Below are 24,980 nucleotides of genomic sequence, written 5' to 3'. Positions count from 1 at the left end.
GTTCGTTTGCTTGCTTTGTTCAGTTTTCAAAGGTCTACTGCGCTGCGTTAGCAACTTTTAAATCATATCAGATCAACAAGTGAATGTCAACTCTTTTTTTAAAAGTTTTTTTCGAAAGTGTTTATTCAACAACTTCCTGTGCGTCATCAGCGACTTCATTAGAATAACAAATGAATTGTTATTTGTCAACAACTTTTTTCAATCTTTTTTGTTGCTGCATCAGCACCAAATTGATTTCTTAAATTTGCGACTTCGTTATAATATCATCTGTTTCCGTTTTGGTCAAGCCCTTTTTTCAAAAAGTTTTTTTGAAAGGTTTTGACTGTCGGTGTGTTTTGCCAACGTTGATAAATTTACCATTATTCTATCTGAGGGTCAAGCATATTTTCTGTTTTTCTCCAATAAATTTTCTGAAAAGAAAAAAAGCCGTATCAACGGCTTTTTTATGTAGTTGTCTTCTATCCATTTGATTAGAAGAATGGCATACCTTCTATTTTGTAATCTTCAATAATTTGTCTGAAAACATTCGGTTCTTCCCACGCATAACCATCAGGTAGTTGTTTGTCTTGTCCTGATTCTTGGGTTTCAAAAACAAAAAGTGGAATATTCTCAGCATCAATCGAACCATTGGTTAATTCAACAAGATCGATCGCTGTCACGTCTAAATGAATACTGTCTTTAAACAATTGTAAAATATTTGCTAGACCGGTCTTATCTTCAGAGAAGTCTGTAGATGCCAGTTCTGCGGTACCTTCGTGCGTCTGCATCAAAAACTTTTTCGAGCCATTTGCCAAGTGCATCATAACTGTTCCTGCCACTTTTTTGGATCCCAAAATACCCACCTCGGTTATTCAACTGATTGTAAATCAATTTTAGCACATTTTCAGAAAATATGCACGATTATCTCTTTCCGTTTTCTTTTTCCAGCATCTCTTTGGCTTCTGCTGTCCACTTTGGTAAGGCTTCAGCAATCGTCCGAAAACCGATTCGTTTGTTTTTATTCGTAAAATACCTTTTGCGCTTATAAGGAAGCTGAACAAATTTTTGTTCTAATGTTCTGCGGGACAGACTGATTTTTTGGCTATATTCATCGATATCGATAATCTGTACGCGCACCTCCTGGCCCACTTGCAAAACATCATGAATATTCTTCGTGTATCCAGACTGGATCTCAGAAACATGGATCAAGCCTTGTGTTTCTTTATCGAGCGACACAAAGGCGCCGTATGGTTGTATACCTGTGACCGTTCCGTCAATAATAGTTCCGATTTGATAGTCCATATGATTTCCTCTCTTTTCATCTTTTATTATACTTGAACTAGTGTTAGATTTGAAGTAGTAGAAAAAAACGATCTAGGAGGGGTACATATGACGAATTTTGACAATGTCCATTCACGGTTAAATACCAATAGTGTAAAGTGGGACAGTATTGCTACGACCTATAAGGAAGAAGGTTTACTGCCGTTATGGGTAGCCGACATGGATTTTTTGGCACCTAAGCCGGTCAAGAATGCCCTGCAGCAAGTGATTGATCAAGGAATTTACGGCTATACTGTTTTCCCTGAAAGTTTGTACGAAGCAATCATTTCTTGGCAAGAACGAAAACACAACTACTCGCTACAAAAAGAGGAGATTTTGTTCAACAGTGGTGTTGTCCCTAGTCTCGCATTAGCTGTGCAGAGCTATACCAATGAAGGCGACAGTGTAATGATTCATGATCCAGTGTACCCACCATTTGCTGACGTTGTTGAAAAAAATCAGCGTCAACTTGTGCGCAACCCGTTGATCGAAAAAAACGGGCATTTCGAAATCGATTCCGTTGCAATGGAATCTGCTATTGTAGATAACCATGTCAAACTGATGATTTTGTGTAATCCACACAATCCTGGTGGTCGTGTGTGGACAAAAGAGGAGCTGCAAACAATTGGGTCGATCTGTCAAAAACATCATGTTCTCGTGGTCAGCGATGAAATCCATCAAGACATCGTTTTTGCTCCGAATACATTTGTTTCATTTCAGACAGTTGATCCTGTTTTTGCTGATTTCTCCATTGTTTTAACTTCAGCAACCAAAACATTCAACTTGGCCGGCATCAAAAATTCAATGATCTTTATCAAAAATCTGGATTTGAAAAAACAATTCATAACTGTTCAAGAAAAAAATGTTCAAAGTGAAATCAATACATTCGGTATTGTAGCAACAGAAGCAGCCTATCGAGAGTCAGAAGCATGGCTGGATGAATTGCTTAACTATCTTTCAGCCAATATCGAATGGACCTGTGAGTTTTTGGTAGAAAAATTACCTGAAATCAAGTTTCAAAAGCCAGAAGGCACCTATCTTATGTGGCTAGACTTCTCTGCCTACGGTCTTTCTGACCGAGAGTTACAACGCAAATTGATCAAAGAAGCAAAAGTGGTCTTGAATCCAGGTATCAACTTTGGCCCATCCGGAACGCAACATATGCGGATCAACTTGGCTTGTCCTCGAGAAACGCTGCAAAAAGGTCTCCTGCAAATTGCTGCTGCATTCACAGAACTGAAACAATAAAAAAGAACCCCGCGGGGTTCTTTTTTATGCACTGATTTCAATTGTTTCGATCACAACATCATGAACAGGACGGTCTTGCGGTCCTCGTTGAACGTTTGCGATTTCGTCCACTACATCCATGCCATCTACAACATGACCAAAAACAGTGTGACGGAAGTCTAACCACGGCGTTCCACCTTGTTGATATGCTTCGATCACTTCGGAAGGATAACCTGCTCCCTCTAATTGACCAAGCATATTCGCTGGTACGTTTTGATTGTTGACAATAAAGAATTGGCTGCCGTTTGTATTTGGGCCGGCATTAGCCATTGATAATGCTCCGCGAAGATTGAAGAGCTCTTTTGAAAACTCATCTTCGAAGCTGCCCCCGTAAATACTTTCGCCACCCATACCAGTACCGGTAGGATCGCCGCCTTGAATCATAAAATCAGGAATAACGCGGTGGAAAATGATACCGTCGTAATATCCTTTTTGGGCAAGTTCGACGAAGTTTTTCACGGTTTTTGGGGCCAATTCTGGAAAGAGCACTACTGTGATATCTCCCCGATTCGTTTTGATAACTGCTTTATGACCTGTTTCTTTTAAATGTAGCTGTGGAAATTCAGACACACTTAACGCCTCCTTGTTTATACTAAATACTAAAACAATGATAGCAGAAAAATGAAAAAATGCTAGTTAAGACAATTTTTGCTATAATGAAGCTATTCGTCCAGGTGATACTGTAGAATAATCAATCAACAGAGGGAGATGCACTATGGAGATATATGATATTACCATCGTTGGTGCTGGGCCGAGCGGCATGTTCTCTGCCTTCTACGCCGGTATGCGCAACGCAAAAACCAAACTGATCGACAGTCTGCCTCAGCTAGGCGGCCAATTGGCCACGCTCTATCCTGAGAAATATATATATGATATTCCGGGTTATCCAAAGATCAAAGCCGGTGAATTGGTTCAAAATCTTGAAAAGCAACTGACTACCTTCAATCATCAATACTGTTTGGAGGAAACCGTCTTACAGATCGAAAAGCACGAAGACTACCTAGAACTGATCACAGATAAAGGCAATCACTATTCCAAAGCAGTGATTTTAGCCTTAGGCAATGGTTCCTTCCAGCCAAGAAAACTGTCTATACCCGACAGTGAACGTTTTGAAGGCAATGGACTCGACTATTTCGTAACTGACTTGATGAAGTATGCGGGCCGCAAAGTTGCTATCGCTGGGGGTGGCGATTCAGCGATTGACTGGGCGCTCATGCTTGAACCAATCGCTAGTGAAGTTTATTTGATCCATCGTCGCCCAGAATTTCGAGCGCATGAACATAGTGTCAACAAACTGCGCGCTTCTTCTGTCAACATTCTAACTCCCTATGTTATCCAGGATATCAGTGGAGAAAAACGTCTAACTGAAATTGCTTTGCAGCAAGTCAAAGGAGATGAATCTGTTTCCTTGCAAGTGGACTCTTTGATCGTTAATTACGGTTTTTCTTCGACTTTGAACATTAAAGAGTGGGGACTAAAAAGCACTCGACAAGGCGTATTCGTTACATCAGATATGCGGACATCCATTCCAGGAATCTACGCTTGCGGGGATGTGGTCTTATACGATGGCAAAGTAGATTTGATTGCTACTGGTTTCGGGGAAGCCCCCACTGCCGTCAACAATGCGCTTCATTACATTGATCCTAAAAACCGGACACAACCTGCCCACAGCACTAGTTTGTTCAAGGAGTAGACCATGCTGAGTCGGTATAAAATTGATTTACCTGATGCGTCCCTTGCAAACCAAATGCGTGTTTACTTAGAAGCCTTTGACCAAGTATCGACTGTCCAACATCATCTCGAAGTAGCCAATGCCGCTGAGCAACTTGCCAAACGTTTCGGTGGCGACTGCCAGAAAGCAACGATTGCTGGATTGTTTCATGATATCAGCATGGTCATTCCCAATGATGAACGTCTCGCATTTCAAGAATATTACGGTTTGGAGATAGTGCCGGAAGAAAGAAAAGTACCATTATTGCTGCATCAAAAACAATCGGCTACTTTGGCAAAAGAGCTCTTTGGGATCACTGACCCTGAGATTTTGTCTGCCATTACCTGCCACACGACACTTAAGGAAAATTTTTCAAAGCTGGATCTCATTGTTTTCCTAGCAGATAAAATCGAATGGGATCGCGCAGATGCGGCACCTTTTTTAGAGGAGCTACTGGCTGCACTTGATAACTCTTTAGAAGCGGCAGCATTATGTTATCTTGACTGGCTGTTTGCTGGTGATTTGCTAGTGGCCCACCCTTGGGCAGTTGCCGCAAAACAACAATTGCAAAAAAAGCTACTTACCAAAAAAGCAAAAACTACTATATTAAAAAAACCAAAAAAGCAAAAACTACTATATTAAAAAACAGCTTAAAAAAGAGCTAGTATAAAAAAGTAAAAAAGCTATAAAAAGAACGGTCGCAGGATTTCTCTGCGACTTTTTTTCATACAGTTCAGAAACGACTACGTTGCTGTTCGTCGGTATTTTTTGATTCCACGGGCAAGATAAGATAGGATAGAAGTAAGAAAAAAGAATTGGAGGGAATCACATGGTATTAGAGAATAAAACACTTGAAGATAAGGCAAGAGAACTACTTTCAGAGCGCGGCGTATCACTTCAGGATATCGGCGAACTTGTTTTATTTTTACAAAAAGATTATATCGAAGGTATTACATTAGATATGTGCATTGAAAGTGTGAACGCAGTCCTCAGTAAACGTGAGGTTCACAACACGATTTTGACTGGTATCCAGTTAGATATATTGGCAGAAGAAAACAGCCTTTTGCATCCATTGCAGGAAATCGTCAAAGATGATGAAGGGTTGTATGGTATCGATGAGATTTTGGCACTTTCCATTGTCAATGTCTACGGTTCGATCGGTTTCACCAACTATGGCTACATCGATAAAGTGAAGCCAGGTATTTTAAAAGAATTAAACAGTCATGAAGGCCCCCGGGTCCATACATTCTTAGATGATATTGTAGGTGCAATCGCAGCTTCGGCAGCTAGTCGTTTGGCGCACCAGCATCCAAGCAAGTCTCATTACATCACTCAATAAACTTGTAAAAATCAGCTACTATCGAAAAAAGACTATCCCACAAGTCTGAAACACCTGAAGGGACTACCGTGTAAATCGTTACGCGATACTAGCAAGGAACGCCAGTATGACTGACGTTCCCGCTATCCTCTAGGTCTTTTCTCACTTATGAAATAGTCTTTTTTTGACTTTGTTTTGCCCACCAGTAAATCACAAAGAAAAACAGTTCAATCAGTACAAAAAATAAAATAAAACAGTGCATGAAGAACGTCTCCGGCAGAACATTGATGATGGGATCCGTTACTGGATCAAAAAGCCAATCGTCATTATTGAAGAAAATCTCATGAAACGTCACAAAAAATCGATCAAACCCGATTGCCATCAAGAAACCAAAGAAAATCGGCAGCAGCATCCCCCACTGCAATGGTCGCAACAACCGCCAGCGCTGGTCATTTTTCCAAAAAGATCTAAGAAGCATGAAACTGGGGATCAACGTTACGAGCAGTACACCATAGTTTAATAAAAATAGTTTCTTCACATCATAGAAATGTCCAGTTCCTGCCGCTGACATCGGAAAATCTGGCAAAGCTAATGTCGTATTCAATGGATTGTTCAAGAAATCCAGCAACAACCCATAATTTTTTATCAATTCTTCTTTTGAAATGTCGGTATAATCTAAAATATTCAACTGTTGAATATCAAAATGATATAGCCAGCGAAAATTGATCGTTACCGTAATTGCTAAGCTGATCAGAAATAAAAACAAACACAGCATCCCTAGCCGCTCGATCCATACTTGTTTTCTCATTGGTCAAAATCCCATTCATCTAAGGAATCAATGACATAAGTTGGGGGTTCCGGTAAACGAGGCACAGCAGATTTCGGTGTAAAACCGGATAGTACCAATAGGGAATCAATGCCATTCCGAATCCCCGAGCAAATATCCGTCTCATAGTTATCTCCCACCATAATGACTTCCTCTTTTGGTAAACCAAGGTGTGCCACGGCTTTGTCCATAATAATTGCTTCCGGTTTACCGATGAAAATCGGCGGTGTCTGTGTCGCAGTCTCCACCATTGCGATCAAAGAACCGGCTCCAGGTAACAATCCCCGTTCGGTAGGGATATTTTTATCTGGATTGGTGCCGATAAAGGTAGCCCCTTTTTGAATCGCTAATGTGGCTAAGACAAACTTTTCGTAGGTGACATCATTGTCTAAACCAACGACGACATAATCCGGATTTTGGTCATCCCATTCAAAACCGGCCGCTAAAATCAAGTCGATCAATCCTGCTTCGCCGATCACAAAGACTTTATTGCCGCGACCGTGGTCTTTCATAAAGTCGATCGTCGCCAAACTTGCCGTATAAATTGTTGCAGGCGCCACATGAATGGCGAATTCATCCGCTAATCGTTGTGCGACTGTTTCTGGACTGCGGGTCGTATTATTTGTGACAAAAAGGAAAGGCAATTCCTTTTTCTGCAAAGCTTCAACGAAGCGTTTGCCTGCTGGTATCGGCTCTTTCCCTAAATAGATCGTGCCATCTAAATCAATCAAATATCCCTTATATTTCATAAATTACTCTTCCCGTTGACGGATCGTGAATTCTTTTTTATTTGTTTTTTTCACTGTCGTTTCTGTCGATCGCGCCTTTTTTTCTTTTGGTTTTCGATTTTTAATCGTTGGCTTCACCTGTTTTTGAGAAACAACTTCTTGTTTCTCATCGATGTGTGCCGGACGTGTTTGATTGCTTTGAGCTGCTGGTTTCTTTTTACGGCGTCGGGTCGTACTCTTTTCTTTCTTGCCGCCAACTCGTTGAATTACAAAATAAGCGCAACCGAAATTACAGTATTCATATAAATAATCCTCTAGCATGTCGATCCGCTGATCCGGTAATGCTTTGCGATTGTCTTTGTCAAAAAAACCTTTTAGACGCAACTGTTCATAACCCCAATCCCCTACGATGTAATCGTAGCGAGCCAATACTTCACTGTACCGTTCGCCCAATTTTTGGGGATCAAATCCTTCGCGATAATCTACCACCAATTTGTATTGGCGTGTACCGATCAATAATTCATCTTCATTAACAAGCGTAACCAGTTCGCCTTTTTGCGGCTGTTTCTCTGGTTCTTCGATGATCTCCTCGAGTACCGAAGTGATCTCGTCTGTAATTGTTTGTTTTTCGGTCATCTTTTCACCACCTGTTGTCTATTATACCTTGTTTTAATACGTAATGATAGTCGTGCTTGTATCAGATTCCCCTCCGACTTTTTCATTACTGGATCGGATATTTATGTGCTAAGTAGCTGCCAAAGACCGTACGAATAAATTCTGGAAATAAAAATTCACAGCGTCCGGCTATCTCGATCGTGGGAAAAAAAGGAATAAACAAATAATGATCCACTAATGTGATCTGGTATTCTTCCACCGGATTGATTACTTTGTTTTGCCACAATACTTGGTGATTGATGGCATCATAAGAGATCCCCTTATAAACCAGTTCACCAAATATTTTCCCACGAAATCCCATCCCAACAATTGGATAGTTCCGTAAAAAGCGCCGATTTTTTTCCATTTCTAAAACAAAACGGATCACATCTGCTCCCTTCAATGTCACTCGAATCAAGTGCATCGGATGAGGCAAGATGGTATGCAGTTGATCCTGGTCGATGCGCCCTGCCGGTAAATCACCTAAAAACAAACCGCTATTCAACACAGCAGCTTCCGTTTGTCCTCTAACACAAAGCGCCGCCAATGCTTCTTGGATAATCGAATCTTCGTTCCCTTCACAACGAAGCGCCCACGGAAGTTGTGCGACTTGTTTCGTTTTCAGCAAACGATGACCAATAGAAAGATAACCAGCAATCTCTTCTTCATCTTGCGGAAAAGCTAAAAGCTGCTCTGTAGGGATCACTCGGGCAGAACGCTCGATAGTTTGCCCTTGATCATCTAACGTAATCGTTACTTCACCAATATAAAAGCCAAATTTCCCCGCTGCTGCCAATTGTACGCCATTGACGATTTCGCCGGTCTCGAATAAGTGATGCGTATGAGAGCCTAAAATCACATCCAACTGAGGAAACTCAGCCGCGATCGCTCGATCTGCATTGATTCCCAAATGACTCATCAAGACTAAAATATCGACTTGGGGCTGCAAATGATTGATCAATAAAGGCAGCAATTCCAAGGGTTCACGAATATCCCAGCCGTTTGGTGAATAGGTCAAAGGAAAGGGTGCCGTAAAAGCAATCAGCCCGACTTTCGTCCCTTGATTCGTTTCGATGATCTGGTAATCCTGCCGCCATTTTGGTGGTTTCAAATCATTCTTATCGAAAAGGTTCGCCAATAAGATAGGAAACTCCGCTTGATCATAAAGATGCTGAAGCTCTTCTTTGGAATTTCCCACACCTTCATTGTTGCCAATAGTCACTGCATCATAGTGTCCTTGGTTCATCAGCTCAATATTGGCTTGTCCGTTCGTTGCTTCAGTCAATGGATGCCACCGATCCACAAAATCTCCTAGATCCAAAGAAATCACTGTTTCTTGACTCGAATCTGCTTCTTGCTTCCGTTGATTAAGATAACGGCGGATCTTAGGCCAATGCTCCAGATGTGAATGCAAATCATTCGTGTGTACTAGCGTGATTTTTTCCATCTTATCCCTCTTCTCACCCATTTGCTGTCGGCTATTTGATAAGTCTTCAGCTTAATGTTCCAACTACTATTAGAATAGCACAATTTTTGCGAGGTACCAGAGGGATGCTTTTCGATTCAGGTTTTGTTTCCAGCGTTTGGACCGCCTTTCTAAAGACCTTGTGCTACAATAAAAAAAAAGGAGGGATTTCGATGTTAGAACAGTTACGAGCAGAGTGGGAAAAACTTTTTGGCCACAAGTACACTTCTTCCTCTGAGAAACAACAAACGGTGGATGGAGAGACCTCCCATCGTTTATCCGACGAGGATCCAGAGACACTTCATGAGATGATGGGGACAGATTGGAACACGTTTTTAGACGGTAGTGATATCTTCACTGAATTATCCGCTGAAGAACAAGAAGAGATCCGCAGGAATGGCCCTCGGCATGAAGACTATATCTAATTCGATCTGCTACAAACAATAATAGAACCCCTCGCTTATAGGTGTAGTGGTTCTCAGACTGCAACTAACTTCATTCGTGTCATGAAGTGCTGTATATCTGTTGGATATACAGCACTTCGTTTTTATCTTTTTTCTTTGATATAATTAAAAAAATCGGAGGTTTTGGAGGTCAAGAACTTGAAAATTATAGAGGTAAAAGAAAGAACGGCACCATTGATAGAACAGCTATTAACCATTTGGGAAAGTGCTGTAAGAGCAACGCATCTCTTTCTATCAGATCATGAAATAGAAGAAATCAAGACGTATGTACCACAAGCATTAAAAGAAATCCCCTATTTAATTCTCATAGAAAACGAAAATCAAGCACCTGTTGGCTTTATGGGGATCGTGGAGCAACATCTTGAAATGCTTTTTATTGCTAACGAAGAAAGAGGAAAAGGGTTAGGCAAAGAATTGCTTACATACGGCATAGAAAAATATTTGGTTAATGATTTAGCAGTGAATGAACAAAACCCGCTTGCAAAAGATTTTTATGAACACATGGGATTTGAAGTTTATAAAAAAACAGCGTTTGACGAACAAGGCAATCCATATCCACTAATTTATATGAGATTAGACAGATAACTATTCCAGTAGTTACTTTTTAGCAAGAGGTTATGCCATAAGTCATCATCCAACAAGTGAAACCGTATCATATTCTATTGCGATAGATTTCTCTGACTTTTGCGACGAGGAACTCCTGCACCGCAAGAGCAATACTATATCATGTTCGGATTTCACTTGTAGGAGACTTATGGAACAGCCCCTTTTTTTATTTATTATTGAATGAAGGATATAAAAAAAGGGCGTTTGTCTACCCCCTCAGAAGAACTCACTTAGAGAAGTCGCAGTTCTGCTTTTTGGCAACAAAAAAAGCTGATTTTCATCAGCTAATAGTTAATTAAAAAAAATCAGACACATGGAGACTCCTGCTTAGTGCTGCTTCCTTCCGGATCTGACACGCTTCACAAGACCTCCATTGTCCTAGCCTTTCGGCAAAATTTAGTATAACGTATTTTTCTATAGATTACCAGACTTTTTTTGTTTTTTCTTTTGGCGCAATGCCCGAAAAAAATCTTTTAGCACTTGCCCGCACGCTTCTTCCAAGATCCCGCCTTCTACGTAGGACCAATGGTTGAAACGCTCATCTTCCAACAGATTCAGCAAAGAACCGGCAGCACCGCCTTTTGGATCGTAGGCGCCAAAGTAAACTTCTTCGACACGAGCCAGCATCATTGCACCACTACACATAGGACAAGGCTCCAATGTAACAAATAGCTGCGCTTGTTCTAAGCGCCAGCTTTCGATGGCTTGGCAGGCTTGTTGGATGGCAAACATTTCGGCATGAGCTGTTGCCTCTTGCTGTTTTTCCCGCAAGTTGTGTCCTCGGCCAATAATTTGCCCCTCTAAGACGACAACTGCCCCGATGGGGACTTCGGCGATTGCTTCCGCTTTTTGCGCTTCTTTCAGTGCTTCACGCATAAAATATTCTTTTTCACTTTGTGTGAGGGTACTTTCTTTCTTCAAAATGATTCCTTTCAATTCTCAATTGGGATAAACATGGAAAGCTGACACTGACTCTATAGAAAAGCTCTGGCAATTTTTTAACGCAGTCATTCAGTAGCCGTACCTGTTCCAGTTGCTATGGCTCCCAATTCCTATTTTCCTTTTCTCTGAACAAAAAAGAAGCGCCAAATGAAGCCTAGTCAAACAACTGCTATGGCAGGACAACCACTGGCAGGTTCTTTCAACGATCTTCTGGCCGCTTCTAACAGCATTTTCTCCAAGGAGATATTAGCTTAAAAGACTGCATCAATGAAGCTAGTCAACTTGTCTTTGACATTCTCTGTTGCATCTTTGACGTTATCTCCATAAACCGAGACTTTATGACGGCTGTCTTTGACTTTCTTCATGACGCCGAGCAATGCATCTAAATCTTTATCCGTCAAATCATCGACGACACCTAATAATTTTTCGTTGCCATTAAATTTGTCGTCAACAAACTTTTTCACTTTGTGACGGTTGCAAGCGAAGCGTACTTTGTTCACGACTTTGTCTGAGACAACGACTGCTGTTGAGATGCCAGCAATTGCCGCAATACTTAATCCAATCGTTACTTTTGTTGATGTTTTCATATCGATCAGCTCCCTTTATTTGCTACTTCTATGATAGCACGACCGATCAAATAAAAATACTATTTCGTTTATTCCAGAGTGAACCGCAATCCTTTCGGGAAGAAGTTTTTCACCACACCTTGCACTTGTTTGCCGAAGCCAATCGGGACCTCAGCCACCTTCAAGACGACCCAGCCTTCATTTCCAGGTACCGTAATCGTTTCACCAGCCACGTACTTCTGCCACTGAGCTAACTCAATTGACAAGAAAGGTGCTTCATCATTTTCTTTGATCGCCATTGCCAATGCAAAACTCGGTTCGATACGATTCTTTTTCACAGTCCCTACGTGAAGCCCTGGACGTAATACGCGAACCCCTTTTAGTGATGGTAATTCACTAGGTACTAACCACAGATGATCCCCAAAAAGCTGGATATCGGCAGCAGTCTCTTTTAAAAATGGATAGTTTTCTTGGAAAGATTGCCAAAGTGATCGCGTGACAGAATCAATCCCAGAAGCTTTTTTGGTTTTTTTGGTTTTCTTTGGTTTGGCTATGTTCTCCGATCCAAGATAGGTCAGCTTTGCGGCAAAATGACCTTCCCCTTGATTTTTGTGAGGCCATAACCGAATCGTCTTTTCAATGTCGTTCATCGGTGCCCAATCGTGGCGTCCATGAGACACATTTTCCAATTCAATCGGTTCAATGGAAAAAGGATATGCTGAGACCAGCCATTCAATGATGGCTTCATTTTCTTCAGGTGCAAACGTGCAAGTAGAGTAGATCAACTGTCCGCCAGGCTTTAACATCGCAACCGCTTCAGCCAAAATCTCCTTCTGGCGCTGAGCGCACTGCAGTGGCGAATCAGCTTGCCATTCCGCGATGGCCACAGGATCTTTGCGGAACATTCCTTCTCCTGAGCAAGGAGCATCCACCACGATTTTGTCAAAAAATTGTGGAAAATGCGGCGTCAGTTCTTGCGGCGCATGGTTCGTCACCACCACATTACTGATCCCCCATCGTTCAACGTTTTCCGATAAGATTTTTGCGCGTTTAGTAAAAATCTCATTGGAAACCAATAAACCTTTGCCTTGCATCTGACTTGCTAATTGCGTGGTTTTCCCTCCAGGCGCTGCACAAAGATCGAGCACTTTTTCTCCTGGTTGTGCATCTGCGATCGTCGCAACGATCATCGCGCTTGGTTCCTGACTGTAGACATACCCCGCTTGATGAAGCAGTGATTTCCCTTTGACTTCTCCAATATAGGCGTTCATTGCGTATGGTGCTGGACTTTTATCCGGTCCAAACATTTCCAGCATCGAGACGGCTTGTGGCTTCAACAGATTCAAGCGAAATCCTTTTACTGGATGCCCTGTTTCTAAAGCAGTAAAAAAGGCCGCCGCTTCGGCTCCTAGTAACTGCTGATATTTGGTAATGAATGCTGCTGGTAATTTCAAGATGATCCCTCCTAAGCTCTCTTATCATAGCGAGTGCTCAGCGATTGTGCAAGTAGCGTCAGGCAATTTTGAAAAAAAAATGTGACAAAAATCAACAGAAGGAAATCAAACCTAAAATAGGTCAGCAAAGGATCGTTCGTTCGAAAACGATTTACGCTATCCATTGCCCATTCACTGCTGATTTTGTCACAGTCTTTCGTTATTGCTGTAGGTATCGTTGAAATCGATCAATAGCATATCTACAGTGTTTTTTTGTACTGCTGGTATCTATCATCTGCTACTTATCATTGTTGTTTCGATAGGTCCGCGCTCATTTAAATAAAGATTTCTTGATGGTCTTTTCGATGAACGGCACTGAGGCGTAATCATCCCAGAACTTGATCAGCGGACCAACTAGAAAGGCACTGATAAATGTCCCAATCCCGATCGGTCCACCTGTGATCCAGCCGAGTGTCGCAAAAGCCACATCTTGGATCACTCTGACGACCCGATAATTCGCTTTCGTTCGATCAACGATCGTCGGTGCGATCGCATCATAAGGCGCACTTCCCACTTTTGCTGACATATAGAAGGAAGCACCAAAGGTAAAGAACAGAATACCGATCACTAAAAAGAGCCCTTTTTGCAGCCAACCTTCCGGAGAAACTGCGAAAAGTTCAAAGATTTTCGTATAAAAATCAATAAAAAAGCCCGTCAAGACCATATTGATCACTGTGCCGATCCCAATATGCCGACGACCAAAAAAGAAAATCAAGATCAACAAAACGAGATTGATCATTAATTGATAAACACCTAATGAAAGACCTAACCGTTCACCTGTTCCAATATTGGCAGCTGTATACGGATCCAGCCCGACGCCACCTACGCGAAGCAAGGAGGCGCCAAAACCGATGATAGCTACCCCGATCAACGCAAAAAGCGACCGCAGCCATGTTTCTTTTTTCATTTATTCCCCACCTTTTTCTTTTTATTATAACGACAATTTCAAAAAAAGGAAACTTGAGCATTCTCAAGTCTCCTTCTTTTCATTAGTCGCGGCGATTGTTATTGCCGAATAAAATAATCAAACGTAGTAATTGCAGCAATGTCGCAACTGCAGCTGCCACATAAGTCAAGGCTGCAGCAAACAATACTTTACGGGCCTGCGGTACTTCTTCTTCCGTTAAGAGACCGCCATCGACTAAAATCCGTAACGCTCGTCTTGAAGCATCAAATTCGACTGGCAACGTCACCAATTGGAAAATAAATGCTAACGAGAATGCTAATATCCCCAGATTGATTAGGAAGGACCCTCTCAAAAGAACCCCGATCAAAATCAACGGGATCGACACCGCGGAACCAATATTAGCTACTGGGACGATCGCATGCCGGATACGCAATGGGAGATACCCTTTAGCATCTTGCACAGCATGCCCGCATTCATGGGCTGCCACTCCGATCGCTGCCACAGAAGTTGATTGTGCAGTTGCTTGAGATAGACTTAGCATCTTGTTGCCGGAATTATAATTATCAGTCAAATCTCCTGCGATAGCTTGGACGCCGACATTGTTGATGCCTTGGCTTTCCAAAATATACTGAGCCGCCTTGGTCCCGGTGATATTGTTTCTACTGCTTATTTTATCGTATTTGCTAAACGTGCTTTTAACGTATGCTGAAGCCGCCATCGAGATCACCATCCCGATAATGACTAAAATGAATGTTGGATCATAAAACCAACCAAAACCGTATCCACCGATTCCATACACGATGAAATCCCTCCCTTTCGTCTTTGACCTTATTTTACCATTAAATGGATGAAAATATTATGAAGAGGTATGGAAGATTCTGTTTTTAAAGTTTTTTTACAAATTCTGACTTCAATTTCATGGCACCGAAACCATCGACTTTACAGTCGATATTGTGATCCCCTTCTACCAGACGAATGTTTTTGACTTTGGTTCCTTGTTTGATGGCACCAGAAGCACCTTTGACTTTCAAATCTTTGATGACCGTCACGGCATCGCCATCCTGAAGAACATTTCCGTTGGCATCTTTGACGACAGCAGCAGTTTCTTCTGTTTCCTGCCATTCATTGCCACATTCAGGGCAGACAAACAAGCCGCGATCCTCATATGCATAGGCGGATTGACAAACTGGACAATTTGGAATTTGAGACATATTCTTACTCCTCATAGTGATGTATTCTGTGTTTATTCAACGATCGAGCACGATCGTGAAAAAATAAATATAACTGTAGCATACAAAATTTCTGACTATCCTGCAATATCCTGCACAAAAAAATGCAATCGATAGAACAAACTAAGTTCTATCGATTGCATTTGATGATCTTCTCAGTTCTAGCTAAAGATGGCTTCTAAGAATAAGGCTTCCATAAGAACTGTCGCCTAAATGATTCTATGAACAGGATAATTCCGTCGCAAGACCACCCTCAGTCTAAAAATAGATTTTCGTCTAAAATACGCCCTTCAGAAACAAAAATCGCATCCCCAATCAGTTGGAGCTCTTCTGATGCAACTTCGACTCGCAGCTCTCCGCCTAAAACATGCAGCACAAGATTGGCTTGCGTTTGTTCCCGGCGTCGCGCCACCGCATAAGCAGTTGCCCCAGAGCCGGTCCCACAAGCATACGTAAAGCCCTCGACTCCCCGTTCATAGGTGCGGACAACGAGCTCCCCAGCTGAATCGGCATCGTAGAAATTCACATTGGCGCCTTTAGGAAATGCTGACCAATAGCGAATCCGTTGTGCTAAATCTGTCAATGCATCGAGGGATGTTTCTTGCAGACCGGGATACTTCACCACCGCATGAGGGATTCCTGGATCACCTAACTCGATATAATCAACGACAGGAACCTCTCTGTCAGCGAAAGGTTGGTCAAACTTCGCAACGGTGGGGGGATTTAACGTCACTTTGTACTGTTGCCGATCCAATCGCCAAGCAGGAACAGGTCCTGCAACGGTCTCGATCACCATTGCTTCTGAAGCAACCTTATTTTCATAAGCATAGCGAGCGATACAGCGTGCACCATTGCCACACATTTCCGCTTCCGTACCATCCGCATTATAAAAACGCATGCGGAAATCTCCCGTTCCTTCGGGATGATCGACAGCCATCAACGCATCTGCGCCGATTGAAAATTTCCGCTGACAAACTTGAGCCGCTAACTTAGCCAACTGTTTCGAAGAAAAATTATAGCGACGATTGTCGATCACAATAAAATCATTTCCGGCACCTTGCATCTTGGTATAAACGATTTCCATGATTTCACCTGCTTTTTTTTATTCTTTCATCAAAAACGAAGGGATACGTTCATTTTGAATCAACTGCTGGAAAGTCTGACGTTCAACCACCAATTCCGCGTGCCCCTTTTCAACAAAAACTACCGCTGGAATCGCAAGTTTATTGTAATTGCTAGCCATTGAATAACCATATGCTCCCGTCGCAAAAGTCGCAAAAAGATCTCCCGTCTCTACTTTGGGTAATTGCAGATCTTTGACTAAGATATCCGTGCTTTCACAAGCCTTGCCAGAAATCGTAACTGTCTCTGTGGCAGCTTCTGCTGCCCGATTGGCTAGAATCCCCGTATATTCAGCTTGATAAAGACCGGGACGAATGTTATCTGTCATGCCGCCATCAATACTGGCATAGGTTCGAATCTGTGGCAATGTCTTGATCGTACCAATAGTATGCAGACTGATACCTGCTTCCGCTACAATACTACGCCCAGGCTCGATCACCACAGTCGGACGTTGGAGCTGATGCGCTTGGCAAAACGTTTCAATCGTCGCCATCACCGGATCCAAAAAGTAAGAATAGGGTTGACGAATATCCTTTTCCGTATAGCGGACACCAAATCCGCCGCCAACATTCAACTCTTTAACAGTATAGTCAAATCGATGATGGATTTCTAGAACTAATGCTAGCGCAGCCTCTGTCGCAGCAATATGGGAATGATTGTCAGACAATTGACTTCCGATGTGGAAATGCAACCCATAAAAATCGATTTCCGGTGCGTCAATCACTTCTTCAATCAAAGGAAATAAAATCTCTTCATCCAATGGGATCCCAAATTTCGAATCTTTCTGTCCAGTTGAAATAAACGCATGGGTCTGGACATTCACTTCTGGTGTGATTCGGAACATCACTTTTGCTTTCCGCTGTTTCTCTTGACATAGCGCTCGAATCAAACCGATCTCCTGACTGCCATCGACAATGATCCGACCTACACCATAATCGATCGCTAATGCCAATTCATCAATAGATTTATTGTTGCCATTGAATTCGATTTGTTCCGCTGGAAATCCTGCTTGGATGGCTGTGTATAGTTCACCGCCACTAACAACATCCAAAGACAGGCCTTCCTCATCAATCAACCGCAGCATGGCTAGTGTATTGAAGGCTTTCGAAGCATAGGCAGCTCGGGTGTTTTCATAGCGAGACAGAAATTCCTCGCGAATAGCACGACATTGAGTGCGAATCTCGGTCACCGAAAAAACGTACAAGGGTGTGCCAAATTCTTTTGCTAATGCCACTGTATCGCATCCATCCCAAAACAGGTGATTGTCTTTAATCTCTTTGATCATTACTGCGCTCCTCTCTTAGTACCTGACTCTGATTCAATCTTTCAATCAATCGCAGGTAGCACTCAATGCCTCCTAATAAGACTTTCTCATCAAAATTCATCTTGCTGCTGTGCAGCGGATAGGTATACCCTTTTTCTTCATCCCGAGTCCCGACAAAGAAAAAGACACCAGGGATCTCTTTTTGGTACATGGAGAAATCTTCCGCTAACATGTACGGCGGTGTCTCGATATAACTGTCGCCAGCAACATACCGAACAGCATCTACCATGTCTGGATCATTGTCTACCACCCGATACAAGTGTTCGAAAGAAACTTCTGCTGAACAGCCATACCCTTTAGCAATCTCTTCAGCCGCCAATTTTACTCGTTGCGTCAATGTTTCATAGACCCCATCTTCAAAAGCCCGCATCGTTCCGTTCAACACGACTTCTCCGGGAATAATATTTTCTGCATCTCCTCCGCGAATCTTGCCGAATGTAATGACGGCCGAAGACAATGGACTAATGTTGCGAGAAACGATTGCATGGAGACCTTGAATGACCGCAGCTGCCGCTAAGATCGCATCGCTGCCTTGATGAGGTTGGGCCCCGTGAGCACTTTCTCCCAGGACTCGAATCGTGATCTCGCCATTTCGAGCCATCATTGGTCCCTTGCGGCAAGCAATCACACCTTCAGGATAGTCTGGAAAAACATGCAGACCGATAATCTGATCAATCGCAAAATCGGTTAAGATTCCTTCATCAATCATTAGCTGCGCACCACCAGGGCCTTCTTCTGCTGGCTGAAAAATCAACACAATGGTCCCGCGAACAGCTTCCGGGTAATCGGATAAGTACTTTGCAAAACCTAAAAGCGTCGCCATATGTCCATCATGTCCACAAGCATGCATTTTGCCGAGATGTTGCGAGGCAAAAGGAGCATTCGTTTCTTCCTTGATAGGCAATGCATCGATATCCGTGCGGAATGCTAACGTCTTCCCTGGTTTTTCACTGCGAAAAACAGCGATCAATCCGGTATCCAGAACCGGATAAATTTCTTTGATCCCGAAAGACTGCAACTGTTTAAGCAAATATTCCTTCGTTTTGAATTCTTCTAATCCTAACTCGGGAATCTTATGTAGTTCCCGTCGAAAACGAACCACGTCTTCGGTTAATTTCATTACTGCTTGAGATAATTGCATTCGTGGGCACCTTTCTTTCATTTGATCAGCAATATCGGCTGAAAATGTATGGATATCCACATTTCCATTGATATTGGATAATATTATAGTATATAATTCGAATAATCTATAGTATAAATAATCAAAATTTTTTGATTTTTAGTACAATTAGAGAAAGAATAAAAAGGTTGAAAGGATGTGGAGTAGTTTGACGATTTTTAAAGGTTCTGGCGTTGCATTGATCACCCCGATGTTTCATGATGGTTCGGTGGATTTCGACAAGTTGAAGTCACTGGTTGAGTGGCATATCCAGCAAGGTAGCGATGCATTGATCGCTTGTGGAACGACCGGTGAAGCCTCAACATTGAACGATGAAGAACACATTGCTGTTATCGAGGCGGTTGTCAAGCAGGCTGCGGGCCGCATTCCTGTGATCGGTGGCACTGGTTCAAACAATACGCAACATGGGATCCATCTTTCCCAAGAAGCAGAGCGTGTCGGTGCCGACGCATTATTGGTTGTAACCCCTTATTACAACAAAGCAACAAAAAAGAGTTTGGTTACTCATTACAAGGCAATTTGTCAAAGCGTTGAACTGCCTGTCATCTTATATTCGGTCGCATCAAGAACAGGAATGAACTTGACTTACGACATGGTTGCTGAATTAAAAGAGATTCCGAATGTCAAAGGAATCAAAGAGGCCAGTGGAGATATCTCACAAATTGCGTCTATCGCGCAACTAGTGGATGATGAATTTTCTCTCTATTCCGGCAATGATGATCAAGTCACACCAATCTTAGCATTAGGCGGTTCTGGTGTGATTTCGACGATCGGTAATATTGCCCCTAAACAAACAGCGACTTTGGTGGCAGATTTTCTTTCTGGAAATATTCAAGCAGCGATTCAGGAGCAGTTACGACAAAAACCTTTGATCGATGCGATTTTTAGTGAAGTCAATCCAGTGCCCATCAAAGCGGCAGTTTCCTTATTAGGAAAGTCTGACTTGCACTATCGGTTGCCATTAGGACCGCCTGAGAAAGAAACAATCAACCGTCTAAAAAAAGAAATGTCCGCTTATGGGCTTTTATAAGGAGGCAATCAAGTGAGACATATTTTATTGAGCGGTGCCAATGGTCGAATGGGAAAAGTTTTGCAGCACATGATTGCTGGACATGCTGAATTTGTGATCAGTGCTGGATTAGACCGTCACACGGAAGCAACTGGCGACTTTCCAATCTATTCTGCACCAGAAGCAGTCAAAGAACCTGTTGATTTGGTGATCGATTTTTCACATCATAGCAATGTAGCAGGCCTCCTTGACTTCTGTGTTGCCAACCAACTGCCCATCGTTGTGGCTACGACTGGTTTAAGTCAAGCAACCCAAGAAAAAATGGTCGCCGCTGCTCAAAAGATTCCTGTTTTTTATTCTGCGAATATGTCCGTGGGGATCAATGTATTGATCAAAGCCCTAAAAGCGATCACCCCACCTTTGGAAGCAGATTTCGATATTGAAATCATTGAAAAACATCACAATCAAAAAATCGATGCGCCAAGCGGAACTGCATTGTTACTGGCAGACAGCATCAATGAAAGTTGTCAAGAACCAAAAGAATATCTTTATGGCCGTTCTGGCAACGATCTGACCAATGATCGAAAACAATTAGGTATTCACGCTGTTCGCGGTGGCACGATCCCGGGCGAACACACGGTGATCTATGCAGGAGCAGACGAGATCATTGAGCTGAAACATACCGCATTATCACGGGATATTTTTGCCAATGGTGCGTTGAAGGCTGCCGAATATCTTGCACAACAACCTGCTGGACTATATGACATGGAAAATCTACTTGACAAGTAAAGGTGGTAACGTATGACTGAATTACAATTTTCTGATCCTTATCAATTAGCCAAATACATCAAAGAAGCCAATAAGCAGACCCCAGTCAAAGTCTATTTGAATGGTGATCTATCTACCTGTTCTTCCGAGACACTGAAAATTTTTGGGGCTGGCTCCTTTTACTTTATTGTTGGAGACAGTCAAGAAGTAGCTGATTTTCTAACGGCCAATCAAGATAAAATCACTGATTTCTATTTAGAAAATGACCGTCGGAATTCTGCGATCCCTCTGTTGGACTTAACAACAGTCGATGCTCGGATCGAACCAGGGGCTTTCATTCGTGATCAAGCAATCATTGAGAAGAATGCGGTCATCATGATGGGAGCGGTCATCAATATTGGTGCCGTTGTCGGCGAAGAAACAATGATCGATATGGGGGCGATTTTAGGCGCCCGGGCTACTGTCGGTAAAAAAGCCCATATCGGAGCTGGGGCTGTTTTAGCTGGTGTCTTAGAGCCACCTTCAGCTAGCCCAGTGATTATCGAAGATCATGTGTTGATCGGCGCCAATGCCGTAGTCCTTGAAGGTGTTCGTGTCGGTGAAGGTGCTGTGGTTGCTGCTGGATCTGTAGTCACAGAAGATGTACCGGCAGGGGCTGTAGTTGCTGGTTCCCCGGCTAAAGTCATCAAGATGAAAGATGAAAAGACGGCTAGTAAAACCGAGTTTCTTGACGACTTGCGGGGCTGATCTCGCCTGTTGCAACTTGCAAAAAAGCGTATGACCCGCGAGTCATACGCTTTTTTTATTTGCGTAATTTTTTACTACAGTTATTTACTACAATCAAAAACTCACCGATCATTCCCCTAGCAAGTCCTAAGATTCCTCGCTGTTGGTTTTTTCTTCTGCAAAAGAACACTGATCACGACGAATAAAGTCTATGCTTGTTCTCGAAAAGCTGAAACTGCGGTCTGGATTTCTTGATAGATGGCTGCCACTTCTTCCAGATCCGCTGCATTCGCTCCGCTGGCAAGCGGATGTCCGCCACCATGATGACGTTTGGCGATCTCATTGATCACAGGTCCTTTCGAACGCATCCGGACCCGATAATAGCCTTCTGGCTGCTCAACAAAAATTGCCCATGCTAAGACATCTTCAATCTTCCCTGGTAAGGACACGATAGCAGATGTTTCTGAATCAACAACGCCAAAACGCTGCTGAATCTCATTTGTCAGAATCACTTTGCCAGCTCCTAGTGAATCAACTTCTAAATTTTCAAAGACATAGCCGGAAAGACGAGCCACTGCTCTCGAAACCTGATCAATCTCACGATTGATTTTTGGTGCATCAAAACCATAATCCAACAAATCAGCTGCGTAACGCAATGTCGCGGAGGTCGTTGCTGGGTACAGGAAACGACCCGTATCCCCTACGATTCCGGCATAAAGCAGGCGCGCAGCTTCTTGCGACATAGTAAGTTCTTCAGCGAACATTTTCCAGAATGCCGTAATCATTTCACTGCAGCTGCTAGCAGTAGTATCCACCCAGACCAAATCTCCATAAGGTTCGTCATTAGGATGGTGATCGATTTTGATCAATTTTGCACCATTGGCATAGCGCTGATCACTGACTCTTGGTGAATTGGCGGTATCGGTCACGATCACTAAGGCATTTTTGTAGACTTCATCCGAAATCTCCTGCATTTCTGCTAAGTAGTCTAGCCCTTCAACAGGCCCTCCCACTTGATAGATCGCTTTTTCAGGAAAACTAGCTCGTAAAATTTCTGCCAATCCAACTTGTGACCCTAGTGCATCCGGATCAGGTCGCTGATGGCGGTGAATAATAATTGTCTGATATTCCTTAATTGCTGTCAATATTTCCTCTTGTACGTTCATTGCATATCTCCATTTTCTAAGCATTTATCTGATGACTGCTGTTCGAATTAAGGGCGCTCCATTACTTGGCAGACGACAATTGCTTTAGCTACCATGGAATTTTCGATATAGACTTCAATATCGATCTTAGCAGATCGGCGCCCCAGCTCCAAAATTTTGGGCTGAATAATGATCTCACTTTCTAATTGGATCAAGCGGAAATAGTGTAGATTCACTTGTTCGATCCAGCTGTTTCGCCGCTGATTGACTTGCATCGTTCGTTTGGCAGCATTGGCGATCACTTCACTGAGCACACCAAAAGAAATCGTTCCTACTTCATTGACCATTTGTGGAGTCACAGCGAAACGAAAGTTTGGCTGTGCCAATTTATTGCCTTCAAAATCTTGTTCAATGATTTGGATCTGACCAGAAATCTGATCAGAGATCGTATCGGAAATCTGGGTCTGTCTTTGGACTAGTTGCATCGCCTTCATAATGTCTTGCCGAGTCACGATTCCGATCAAAGATAAGTCATCTGCTACTACTGGCATCACTTCCAAGCCATCCCAAATCATTTGATGACTGGCAGAAGCAACACTCATCTCTTTTTTCACGACTCGCGGTTCACGAGTCATGATTCGTTCAATGATTTGCGTATCGGGTTTTTCCAAAACATCTTTTGCCGTAATGATCCCAACCACGCGCATGTTCTTGTTAACTACCGGATAGCGAGAATGATTGGTTTCTTCTGAAAGACGTTTATAGTCTTTGACAGTGTCAAACGTATGCAGATACTTTGTTTTTTCCAGCGGCATATAGATATCGCTAACGAGCATAATATCTTTTTTGATCAGCTGGTCACTCAATGCCCGGTTGATCATCGTTGCAACGGTAAACGTATCATAAGTCGTCTGCAATATTGGCAGTTCCAGCTTATCGGCCAAACGACAGTTTTCTTCTGATGTTTCAAACCCACCAGTGATCAAGACAGCAGCACCATCTTCTAATGCTAATTGGTGAACTTCATTTCGATTCCCTACGATCACGAGCGATCCCGGGGTGATATATCGTTCCATTGCTGATTCTTTCATCGCACCGATAACAAACTTATTCAAGTCCTTATCTAGACCGGCTGCGCCTCCTAGAACCTCTCCTTCAATGATTTGTACGACTTCTCCAAAGGTCAATTTTTCAATATGTTTTTTTAACTTACGCTCGATCCTAATGGTTCCTACCCGTTGAATGGTAGAGACCAGACCGATATTTTCTGCATCTTTGATTGCCCGATAGGCGGTTCCTTCACTGACACCTAAATCCTTTGCGATTCCCCGTACTGAAATACGGTCTCCTACCGGCAAACTTTCGATATGCGCTAAAATCAAGTCATGTTTCGTCGCCATAATTTTCTCCTAGTTAATAAAATCCGTCAATCAGACGGTCAACAATCAATCGATTCTCCCACAGCCAAAACGGTGCCTACTCCCTCAGGCAGCAAGTCGATAAAAGCGGCGGGATCTTGTTTGATCAGTGGGAATGTGTTGTAGTGAACTGGTACAACTTTTTTTGCTTTCAATAAGTGGGCAGCTGCGGCTGCATCTTTAGGTCCCATAGTGAAGTTATCACCAATCGGCAAGAAAGCCACATCGATCGCAAATTGTTCGCCAATCAGTGCCATATCACCAAAGAGGGCTGTATCCCCCGCGTGATATATTGTTTTGCCTTCCGCTTCTAAAATGATTCCCGCTGGGTTTCCCATATAGATCATCTTGCCGTCTTCTTCCAGACCGGAACTGTGCTGAGCTTGAACGAACCGTACCTTGCCAAAGGGAAAAGTATATGAGCCGCCGATATTCATACCGTGAGTCTTCGTTACTCCCTTACTTGTTGCATACTGACAAACTTCCACTACACTGATAATAGGTGCTTCTGTACGTTTGGCAATCGCCACCATATCTCCTACATGGTCGCTGTGCCCATGAGTGATCAGCAGCCAGTCTGGATCAACTGTTTCTGCATCCAGATCAGTCATAGCGTTTCCATTTATAAAAGGGTCAAACAACAACTTTTGTCCATCTTCCAACTCGATCGAAAGAACCGCGTGTCCATGAAAAGTAATCTTCACAACAATTACCCCTTTCCTATTCATAAGTAATACAGACTAATATTTTCTATTATAACAGACTAATACAAAATTCCAAACAATCAATTCGG

General features: G+C 42.7%; 28 protein-coding genes and 1 other RNA gene. 9 read left to right on the top strand and 20 right to left on the bottom strand.

Annotated features, from left to right (window positions below; translation table 11 throughout):
- Positions 1-470 precede the first annotated feature (470 nt).
- Positions 471-833: a hypothetical protein gene (locus ACTFWY_RS15495; protein WP_021149210.1), complete on the bottom strand. Its 363-nt coding sequence runs from the start codon at positions 831-833 to the stop codon at positions 471-473.
- 67 nt (positions 834-900) lie between these two features.
- Entirely contained in the window at positions 901-1,281 is a 381-nt protein-coding gene (locus ACTFWY_RS15490; protein ID WP_003128793.1) for a CvfD/Ygs/GSP13 family RNA-binding post-transcriptional regulator, read from the bottom strand.
- A gap of 87 nt (positions 1,282-1,368) precedes the next feature.
- Here ACTFWY_RS15490 and ACTFWY_RS15485 point away from each other — a divergent pair, with 87 nt between their 5' ends.
- The gene (locus tag ACTFWY_RS15485) at positions 1,369-2,547 is read left to right on the top strand and encodes a MalY/PatB family protein (protein ID WP_003128791.1); all 1,179 of its coding nucleotides are present in this window, start codon (positions 1,369-1,371) and stop codon (positions 2,545-2,547) included.
- Between the two features lie 24 nt (positions 2,548-2,571).
- Here the strand turns inward: ACTFWY_RS15485 and ACTFWY_RS15480 are convergent, their stop codons facing one another.
- On the bottom strand, positions 2,572-3,156 hold the full coding sequence (locus tag ACTFWY_RS15480; RefSeq protein ID WP_003128790.1) for a peptidylprolyl isomerase: 585 nt from the start codon (positions 3,154-3,156) through the stop codon (positions 2,572-2,574).
- A gap of 145 nt (positions 3,157-3,301) precedes the next feature.
- Here ACTFWY_RS15480 and ACTFWY_RS15475 point away from each other — a divergent pair, with 145 nt between their 5' ends.
- From ACTFWY_RS15475 to ACTFWY_RS15465, 3 genes are all read left to right on the top strand, one after another.
- Complete coding sequence (locus tag ACTFWY_RS15475; protein ID WP_003128789.1) at positions 3,302-4,279, top strand: NAD(P)/FAD-dependent oxidoreductase; 978 nt, start codon at positions 3,302-3,304, stop codon at positions 4,277-4,279.
- 3 nt (positions 4,280-4,282) lie between these two features.
- A complete protein-coding gene (gene yqeK, locus ACTFWY_RS15470) occupies positions 4,283-4,939 on the top strand; it encodes a bis(5'-nucleosyl)-tetraphosphatase (symmetrical) YqeK (RefSeq protein ID WP_003128787.1) in 657 nt (218 codons plus the stop codon).
- Between the two features lie 187 nt (positions 4,940-5,126).
- Entirely contained in the window at positions 5,127-5,636 is a 510-nt protein-coding gene (locus tag ACTFWY_RS15465) for a phosphatidylglycerophosphatase A family protein (protein ID WP_003128785.1), read from the top strand.
- A 145-nt stretch (positions 5,637-5,781) separates the two neighbouring features.
- On the opposite strand, the gene ACTFWY_RS15460 is transcribed toward ACTFWY_RS15465, so the two are convergent.
- The 4 genes from ACTFWY_RS15460 to ACTFWY_RS15445 form a co-directional block, all read right to left on the bottom strand.
- Entirely contained in the window at positions 5,782-6,423 is a 642-nt protein-coding gene (locus tag ACTFWY_RS15460) for a TIGR01906 family membrane protein (protein WP_423121613.1), read from the bottom strand.
- Positions 6,420-7,190, bottom strand: a complete 771-nt coding sequence (locus ACTFWY_RS15455; protein WP_003128782.1) for a TIGR01457 family HAD-type hydrolase — start codon at positions 7,188-7,190, stop codon at positions 6,420-6,422. The genes ACTFWY_RS15460 and ACTFWY_RS15455 overlap by 4 nt, the downstream gene beginning before the upstream one ends.
- A 3-nt stretch (positions 7,191-7,193) precedes the next feature.
- Positions 7,194-7,805 carry a YutD family protein gene (locus ACTFWY_RS15450; RefSeq protein ID WP_003128781.1) on the bottom strand — a complete coding sequence of 204 codons (612 nt, stop codon included), beginning with the start codon at positions 7,803-7,805 and terminating at the stop codon, positions 7,194-7,196.
- Positions 7,806-7,890: 85 nt separating this feature from the next.
- A complete protein-coding gene (locus ACTFWY_RS15445) occupies positions 7,891-9,270 on the bottom strand; it encodes a bifunctional metallophosphatase/5'-nucleotidase (RefSeq protein WP_003128780.1) in 1,380 nt (459 codons plus the stop codon).
- A 191-nt stretch (positions 9,271-9,461) separates the two neighbouring features.
- Here ACTFWY_RS15445 and ACTFWY_RS15440 point away from each other — a divergent pair, with 191 nt between their 5' ends.
- Together ACTFWY_RS15440 and ACTFWY_RS15435 are read left to right on the top strand one after the other, a co-directional pair.
- Positions 9,462-9,713 (top strand): hypothetical protein, encoded by a 252-nt coding sequence (locus ACTFWY_RS15440; protein WP_005472623.1) that lies wholly within the window; start codon positions 9,462-9,464, stop codon positions 9,711-9,713.
- Positions 9,714-9,890: 177 nt separating this feature from the next.
- On the top strand, positions 9,891-10,337 hold the full coding sequence (locus ACTFWY_RS15435) for a GNAT family N-acetyltransferase (protein WP_005472624.1): 447 nt from the start codon (positions 9,891-9,893) through the stop codon (positions 10,335-10,337).
- A 312-nt stretch (positions 10,338-10,649) separates the two neighbouring features.
- On the opposite strand, the gene ffs is transcribed toward ACTFWY_RS15435, so the two are convergent.
- The 10 genes from ffs to ACTFWY_RS15385 all read right to left on the bottom strand — a co-directional run bounded on the left by ffs (position 10,650) and on the right by ACTFWY_RS15385 (position 19,082).
- An RNA gene (gene ffs, locus ACTFWY_RS15430) (signal recognition particle sRNA small type) lies at positions 10,650-10,748 on the bottom strand.
- 24 nt (positions 10,749-10,772) lie between these two features.
- Entirely contained in the window at positions 10,773-11,279 is a 507-nt protein-coding gene (gene tadA, locus ACTFWY_RS15425; RefSeq protein WP_005472626.1) for a tRNA adenosine(34) deaminase TadA, read from the bottom strand.
- Positions 11,280-11,551: 272 nt separating this feature from the next.
- A complete protein-coding gene (locus ACTFWY_RS15420; protein WP_003128776.1) occupies positions 11,552-11,887 on the bottom strand; it encodes a hypothetical protein in 336 nt (111 codons plus the stop codon).
- Positions 11,888-11,955: 68 nt separating this feature from the next.
- A complete protein-coding gene (locus ACTFWY_RS15415) occupies positions 11,956-13,320 on the bottom strand; it encodes an RsmB/NOP family class I SAM-dependent RNA methyltransferase (protein WP_041120434.1) in 1,365 nt (454 codons plus the stop codon).
- Positions 13,321-13,630: 310 nt separating this feature from the next.
- The gene (locus ACTFWY_RS15410) at positions 13,631-14,266 is read right to left on the bottom strand and encodes a YczE/YyaS/YitT family protein (RefSeq protein ID WP_003128773.1); all 636 of its coding nucleotides are present in this window, start codon (positions 14,264-14,266) and stop codon (positions 13,631-13,633) included.
- Between the two features lie 82 nt (positions 14,267-14,348).
- Positions 14,349-15,065 carry a zinc metallopeptidase gene (locus tag ACTFWY_RS15405; RefSeq protein WP_124018841.1) on the bottom strand — a complete coding sequence of 239 codons (717 nt, stop codon included), beginning with the start codon at positions 15,063-15,065 and terminating at the stop codon, positions 14,349-14,351.
- 85 nt (positions 15,066-15,150) lie between these two features.
- On the bottom strand, positions 15,151-15,477 hold the full coding sequence (locus ACTFWY_RS15400) for a zinc ribbon domain-containing protein YjdM (RefSeq protein WP_041120438.1): 327 nt from the start codon (positions 15,475-15,477) through the stop codon (positions 15,151-15,153).
- A gap of 271 nt (positions 15,478-15,748) precedes the next feature.
- Positions 15,749-16,579: a diaminopimelate epimerase gene (gene dapF / locus ACTFWY_RS15395; RefSeq protein ID WP_003128768.1), complete on the bottom strand. Its 831-nt coding sequence runs from the start codon at positions 16,577-16,579 to the stop codon at positions 15,749-15,751.
- Between the two features lie 18 nt (positions 16,580-16,597).
- Positions 16,598-17,902, bottom strand: coding sequence for a diaminopimelate decarboxylase (lysA, locus tag ACTFWY_RS15390; RefSeq protein WP_003128767.1), 1,305 nt, complete (start codon positions 17,900-17,902; stop codon positions 16,598-16,600).
- Positions 17,886-19,082 (bottom strand): M20 metallopeptidase family protein, encoded by a 1,197-nt coding sequence (locus ACTFWY_RS15385; protein WP_041120440.1) that lies wholly within the window; start codon positions 19,080-19,082, stop codon positions 17,886-17,888. Before ACTFWY_RS15385 ends, lysA begins: the two co-directional genes overlap by 17 nt.
- A gap of 187 nt (positions 19,083-19,269) precedes the next feature.
- Here ACTFWY_RS15385 and dapA point away from each other — a divergent pair, with 187 nt between their 5' ends.
- Genes dapA through dapD form a run of 3 tightly spaced genes read left to right on the top strand, consistent with a single transcriptional unit; the run spans position 19,270 to position 21,645 of the window.
- Positions 19,270-20,151, top strand: coding sequence for a 4-hydroxy-tetrahydrodipicolinate synthase (dapA, locus tag ACTFWY_RS15380; RefSeq protein ID WP_021149191.1), 882 nt, complete (start codon positions 19,270-19,272; stop codon positions 20,149-20,151).
- A 12-nt stretch (positions 20,152-20,163) separates the two neighbouring features.
- On the top strand, positions 20,164-20,919 hold the full coding sequence (gene dapB / locus ACTFWY_RS15375; RefSeq protein ID WP_003128764.1) for a 4-hydroxy-tetrahydrodipicolinate reductase: 756 nt from the start codon (positions 20,164-20,166) through the stop codon (positions 20,917-20,919).
- A 12-nt stretch (positions 20,920-20,931) separates the two neighbouring features.
- Positions 20,932-21,645: a 2,3,4,5-tetrahydropyridine-2,6-dicarboxylate N-acetyltransferase gene (gene dapD, locus ACTFWY_RS15370; RefSeq protein WP_003128763.1), complete on the top strand. Its 714-nt coding sequence runs from the start codon at positions 20,932-20,934 to the stop codon at positions 21,643-21,645.
- Between the two features lie 188 nt (positions 21,646-21,833).
- Here the strand turns inward: dapD and ACTFWY_RS15365 are convergent, their stop codons facing one another.
- From ACTFWY_RS15365 to ACTFWY_RS15355, 3 genes are read right to left on the bottom strand one after another with little or no spacing between them, the layout of a single operon-like run.
- Complete coding sequence (locus ACTFWY_RS15365; RefSeq protein WP_003128762.1) at positions 21,834-22,790, bottom strand: DHH family phosphoesterase; 957 nt, start codon at positions 22,788-22,790, stop codon at positions 21,834-21,836.
- Positions 22,791-22,837: 47 nt separating this feature from the next.
- Positions 22,838-24,169, bottom strand: a complete 1,332-nt coding sequence (locus ACTFWY_RS15360) for a DRTGG domain-containing protein (RefSeq protein WP_003128761.1) — start codon at positions 24,167-24,169, stop codon at positions 22,838-22,840.
- A gap of 38 nt (positions 24,170-24,207) precedes the next feature.
- Positions 24,208-24,891, bottom strand: coding sequence for a metal-dependent hydrolase (locus ACTFWY_RS15355; protein ID WP_003128759.1), 684 nt, complete (start codon positions 24,889-24,891; stop codon positions 24,208-24,210).
- Between the last annotated feature and the right edge of the window lie 89 nt (positions 24,892-24,980).

The organism is Enterococcus sp. 125944, assembly GCF_051909435.1.
GTDB lineage: Bacteria > Bacillota > Bacilli > Lactobacillales > Enterococcaceae > Enterococcus_D > Enterococcus_D gallinarum.
This window is presented reverse-complemented; position numbering and strand designations above follow the sequence as displayed.

Bases quoted from the DNA above. Each gene is read 5' to 3' on its own strand.
- lysA (WP_003128767.1), bottom strand. From the start codon at position 17,902: ATGATCAAAGAGATTAAAGACAATCACCTGTTTTGGGATGGATGCGAT.
- dapD (WP_003128763.1), top strand. From the start codon at position 20,932: ATGACTGAATTACAATTTTCTGATCCTTATCAATTAGCCAAATACATC.
- ACTFWY_RS15385 (WP_041120440.1), bottom strand. From the start codon at position 19,082: ATGCAATTATCTCAAGCAGTAATGAAATTAACCGAAGACGTGGTTCGT.
- yqeK (WP_003128787.1), top strand. From the start codon at position 4,283: ATGCTGAGTCGGTATAAAATTGATTTACCTGATGCGTCCCTTGCAAAC.
- ACTFWY_RS15490 (WP_003128793.1), bottom strand. From the start codon at position 1,281: ATGGACTATCAAATCGGAACTATTATTGACGGAACGGTCACAGGTATA.
- ACTFWY_RS15455 (WP_003128782.1), bottom strand. From the start codon at position 7,190: ATGAAATATAAGGGATATTTGATTGATTTAGATGGCACGATCTATTTA.
- ACTFWY_RS15460 (WP_423121613.1), bottom strand. From the start codon at position 6,423: ATGAGAAAACAAGTATGGATCGAGCGGCTAGGGATGCTGTGTTTGTTT.
- ACTFWY_RS15450 (WP_003128781.1), bottom strand. From the start codon at position 7,805: ATGACCGAAAAACAAACAATTACAGACGAGATCACTTCGGTACTCGAG.
- dapF (WP_003128768.1), bottom strand. From the start codon at position 16,579: ATGGAAATCGTTTATACCAAGATGCAAGGTGCCGGAAATGATTTTATT.
- ACTFWY_RS15440 (WP_005472623.1), top strand. From the start codon at position 9,462: ATGTTAGAACAGTTACGAGCAGAGTGGGAAAAACTTTTTGGCCACAAG.
- ACTFWY_RS15365 (WP_003128762.1), bottom strand. From the start codon at position 22,790: ATGAACGTACAAGAGGAAATATTGACAGCAATTAAGGAATATCAGACA.
- ACTFWY_RS15475 (WP_003128789.1), top strand. From the start codon at position 3,302: ATGGAGATATATGATATTACCATCGTTGGTGCTGGGCCGAGCGGCATG.
- ACTFWY_RS15465 (WP_003128785.1), top strand. From the start codon at position 5,127: ATGGTATTAGAGAATAAAACACTTGAAGATAAGGCAAGAGAACTACTT.
- ACTFWY_RS15410 (WP_003128773.1), bottom strand. From the start codon at position 14,266: ATGAAAAAAGAAACATGGCTGCGGTCGCTTTTTGCGTTGATCGGGGTA.
- ACTFWY_RS15360 (WP_003128761.1), bottom strand. From the start codon at position 24,169: ATGGCGACGAAACATGACTTGATTTTAGCGCATATCGAAAGTTTGCCG.
- ACTFWY_RS15420 (WP_003128776.1), bottom strand. From the start codon at position 11,887: ATGAAAACATCAACAAAAGTAACGATTGGATTAAGTATTGCGGCAATT.
- ACTFWY_RS15485 (WP_003128791.1), top strand. From the start codon at position 1,369: ATGACGAATTTTGACAATGTCCATTCACGGTTAAATACCAATAGTGTA.
- ACTFWY_RS15400 (WP_041120438.1), bottom strand. From the start codon at position 15,477: ATGTCTCAAATTCCAAATTGTCCAGTTTGTCAATCCGCCTATGCATAT.
- ACTFWY_RS15445 (WP_003128780.1), bottom strand. From the start codon at position 9,270: ATGGAAAAAATCACGCTAGTACACACGAATGATTTGCATTCACATCTG.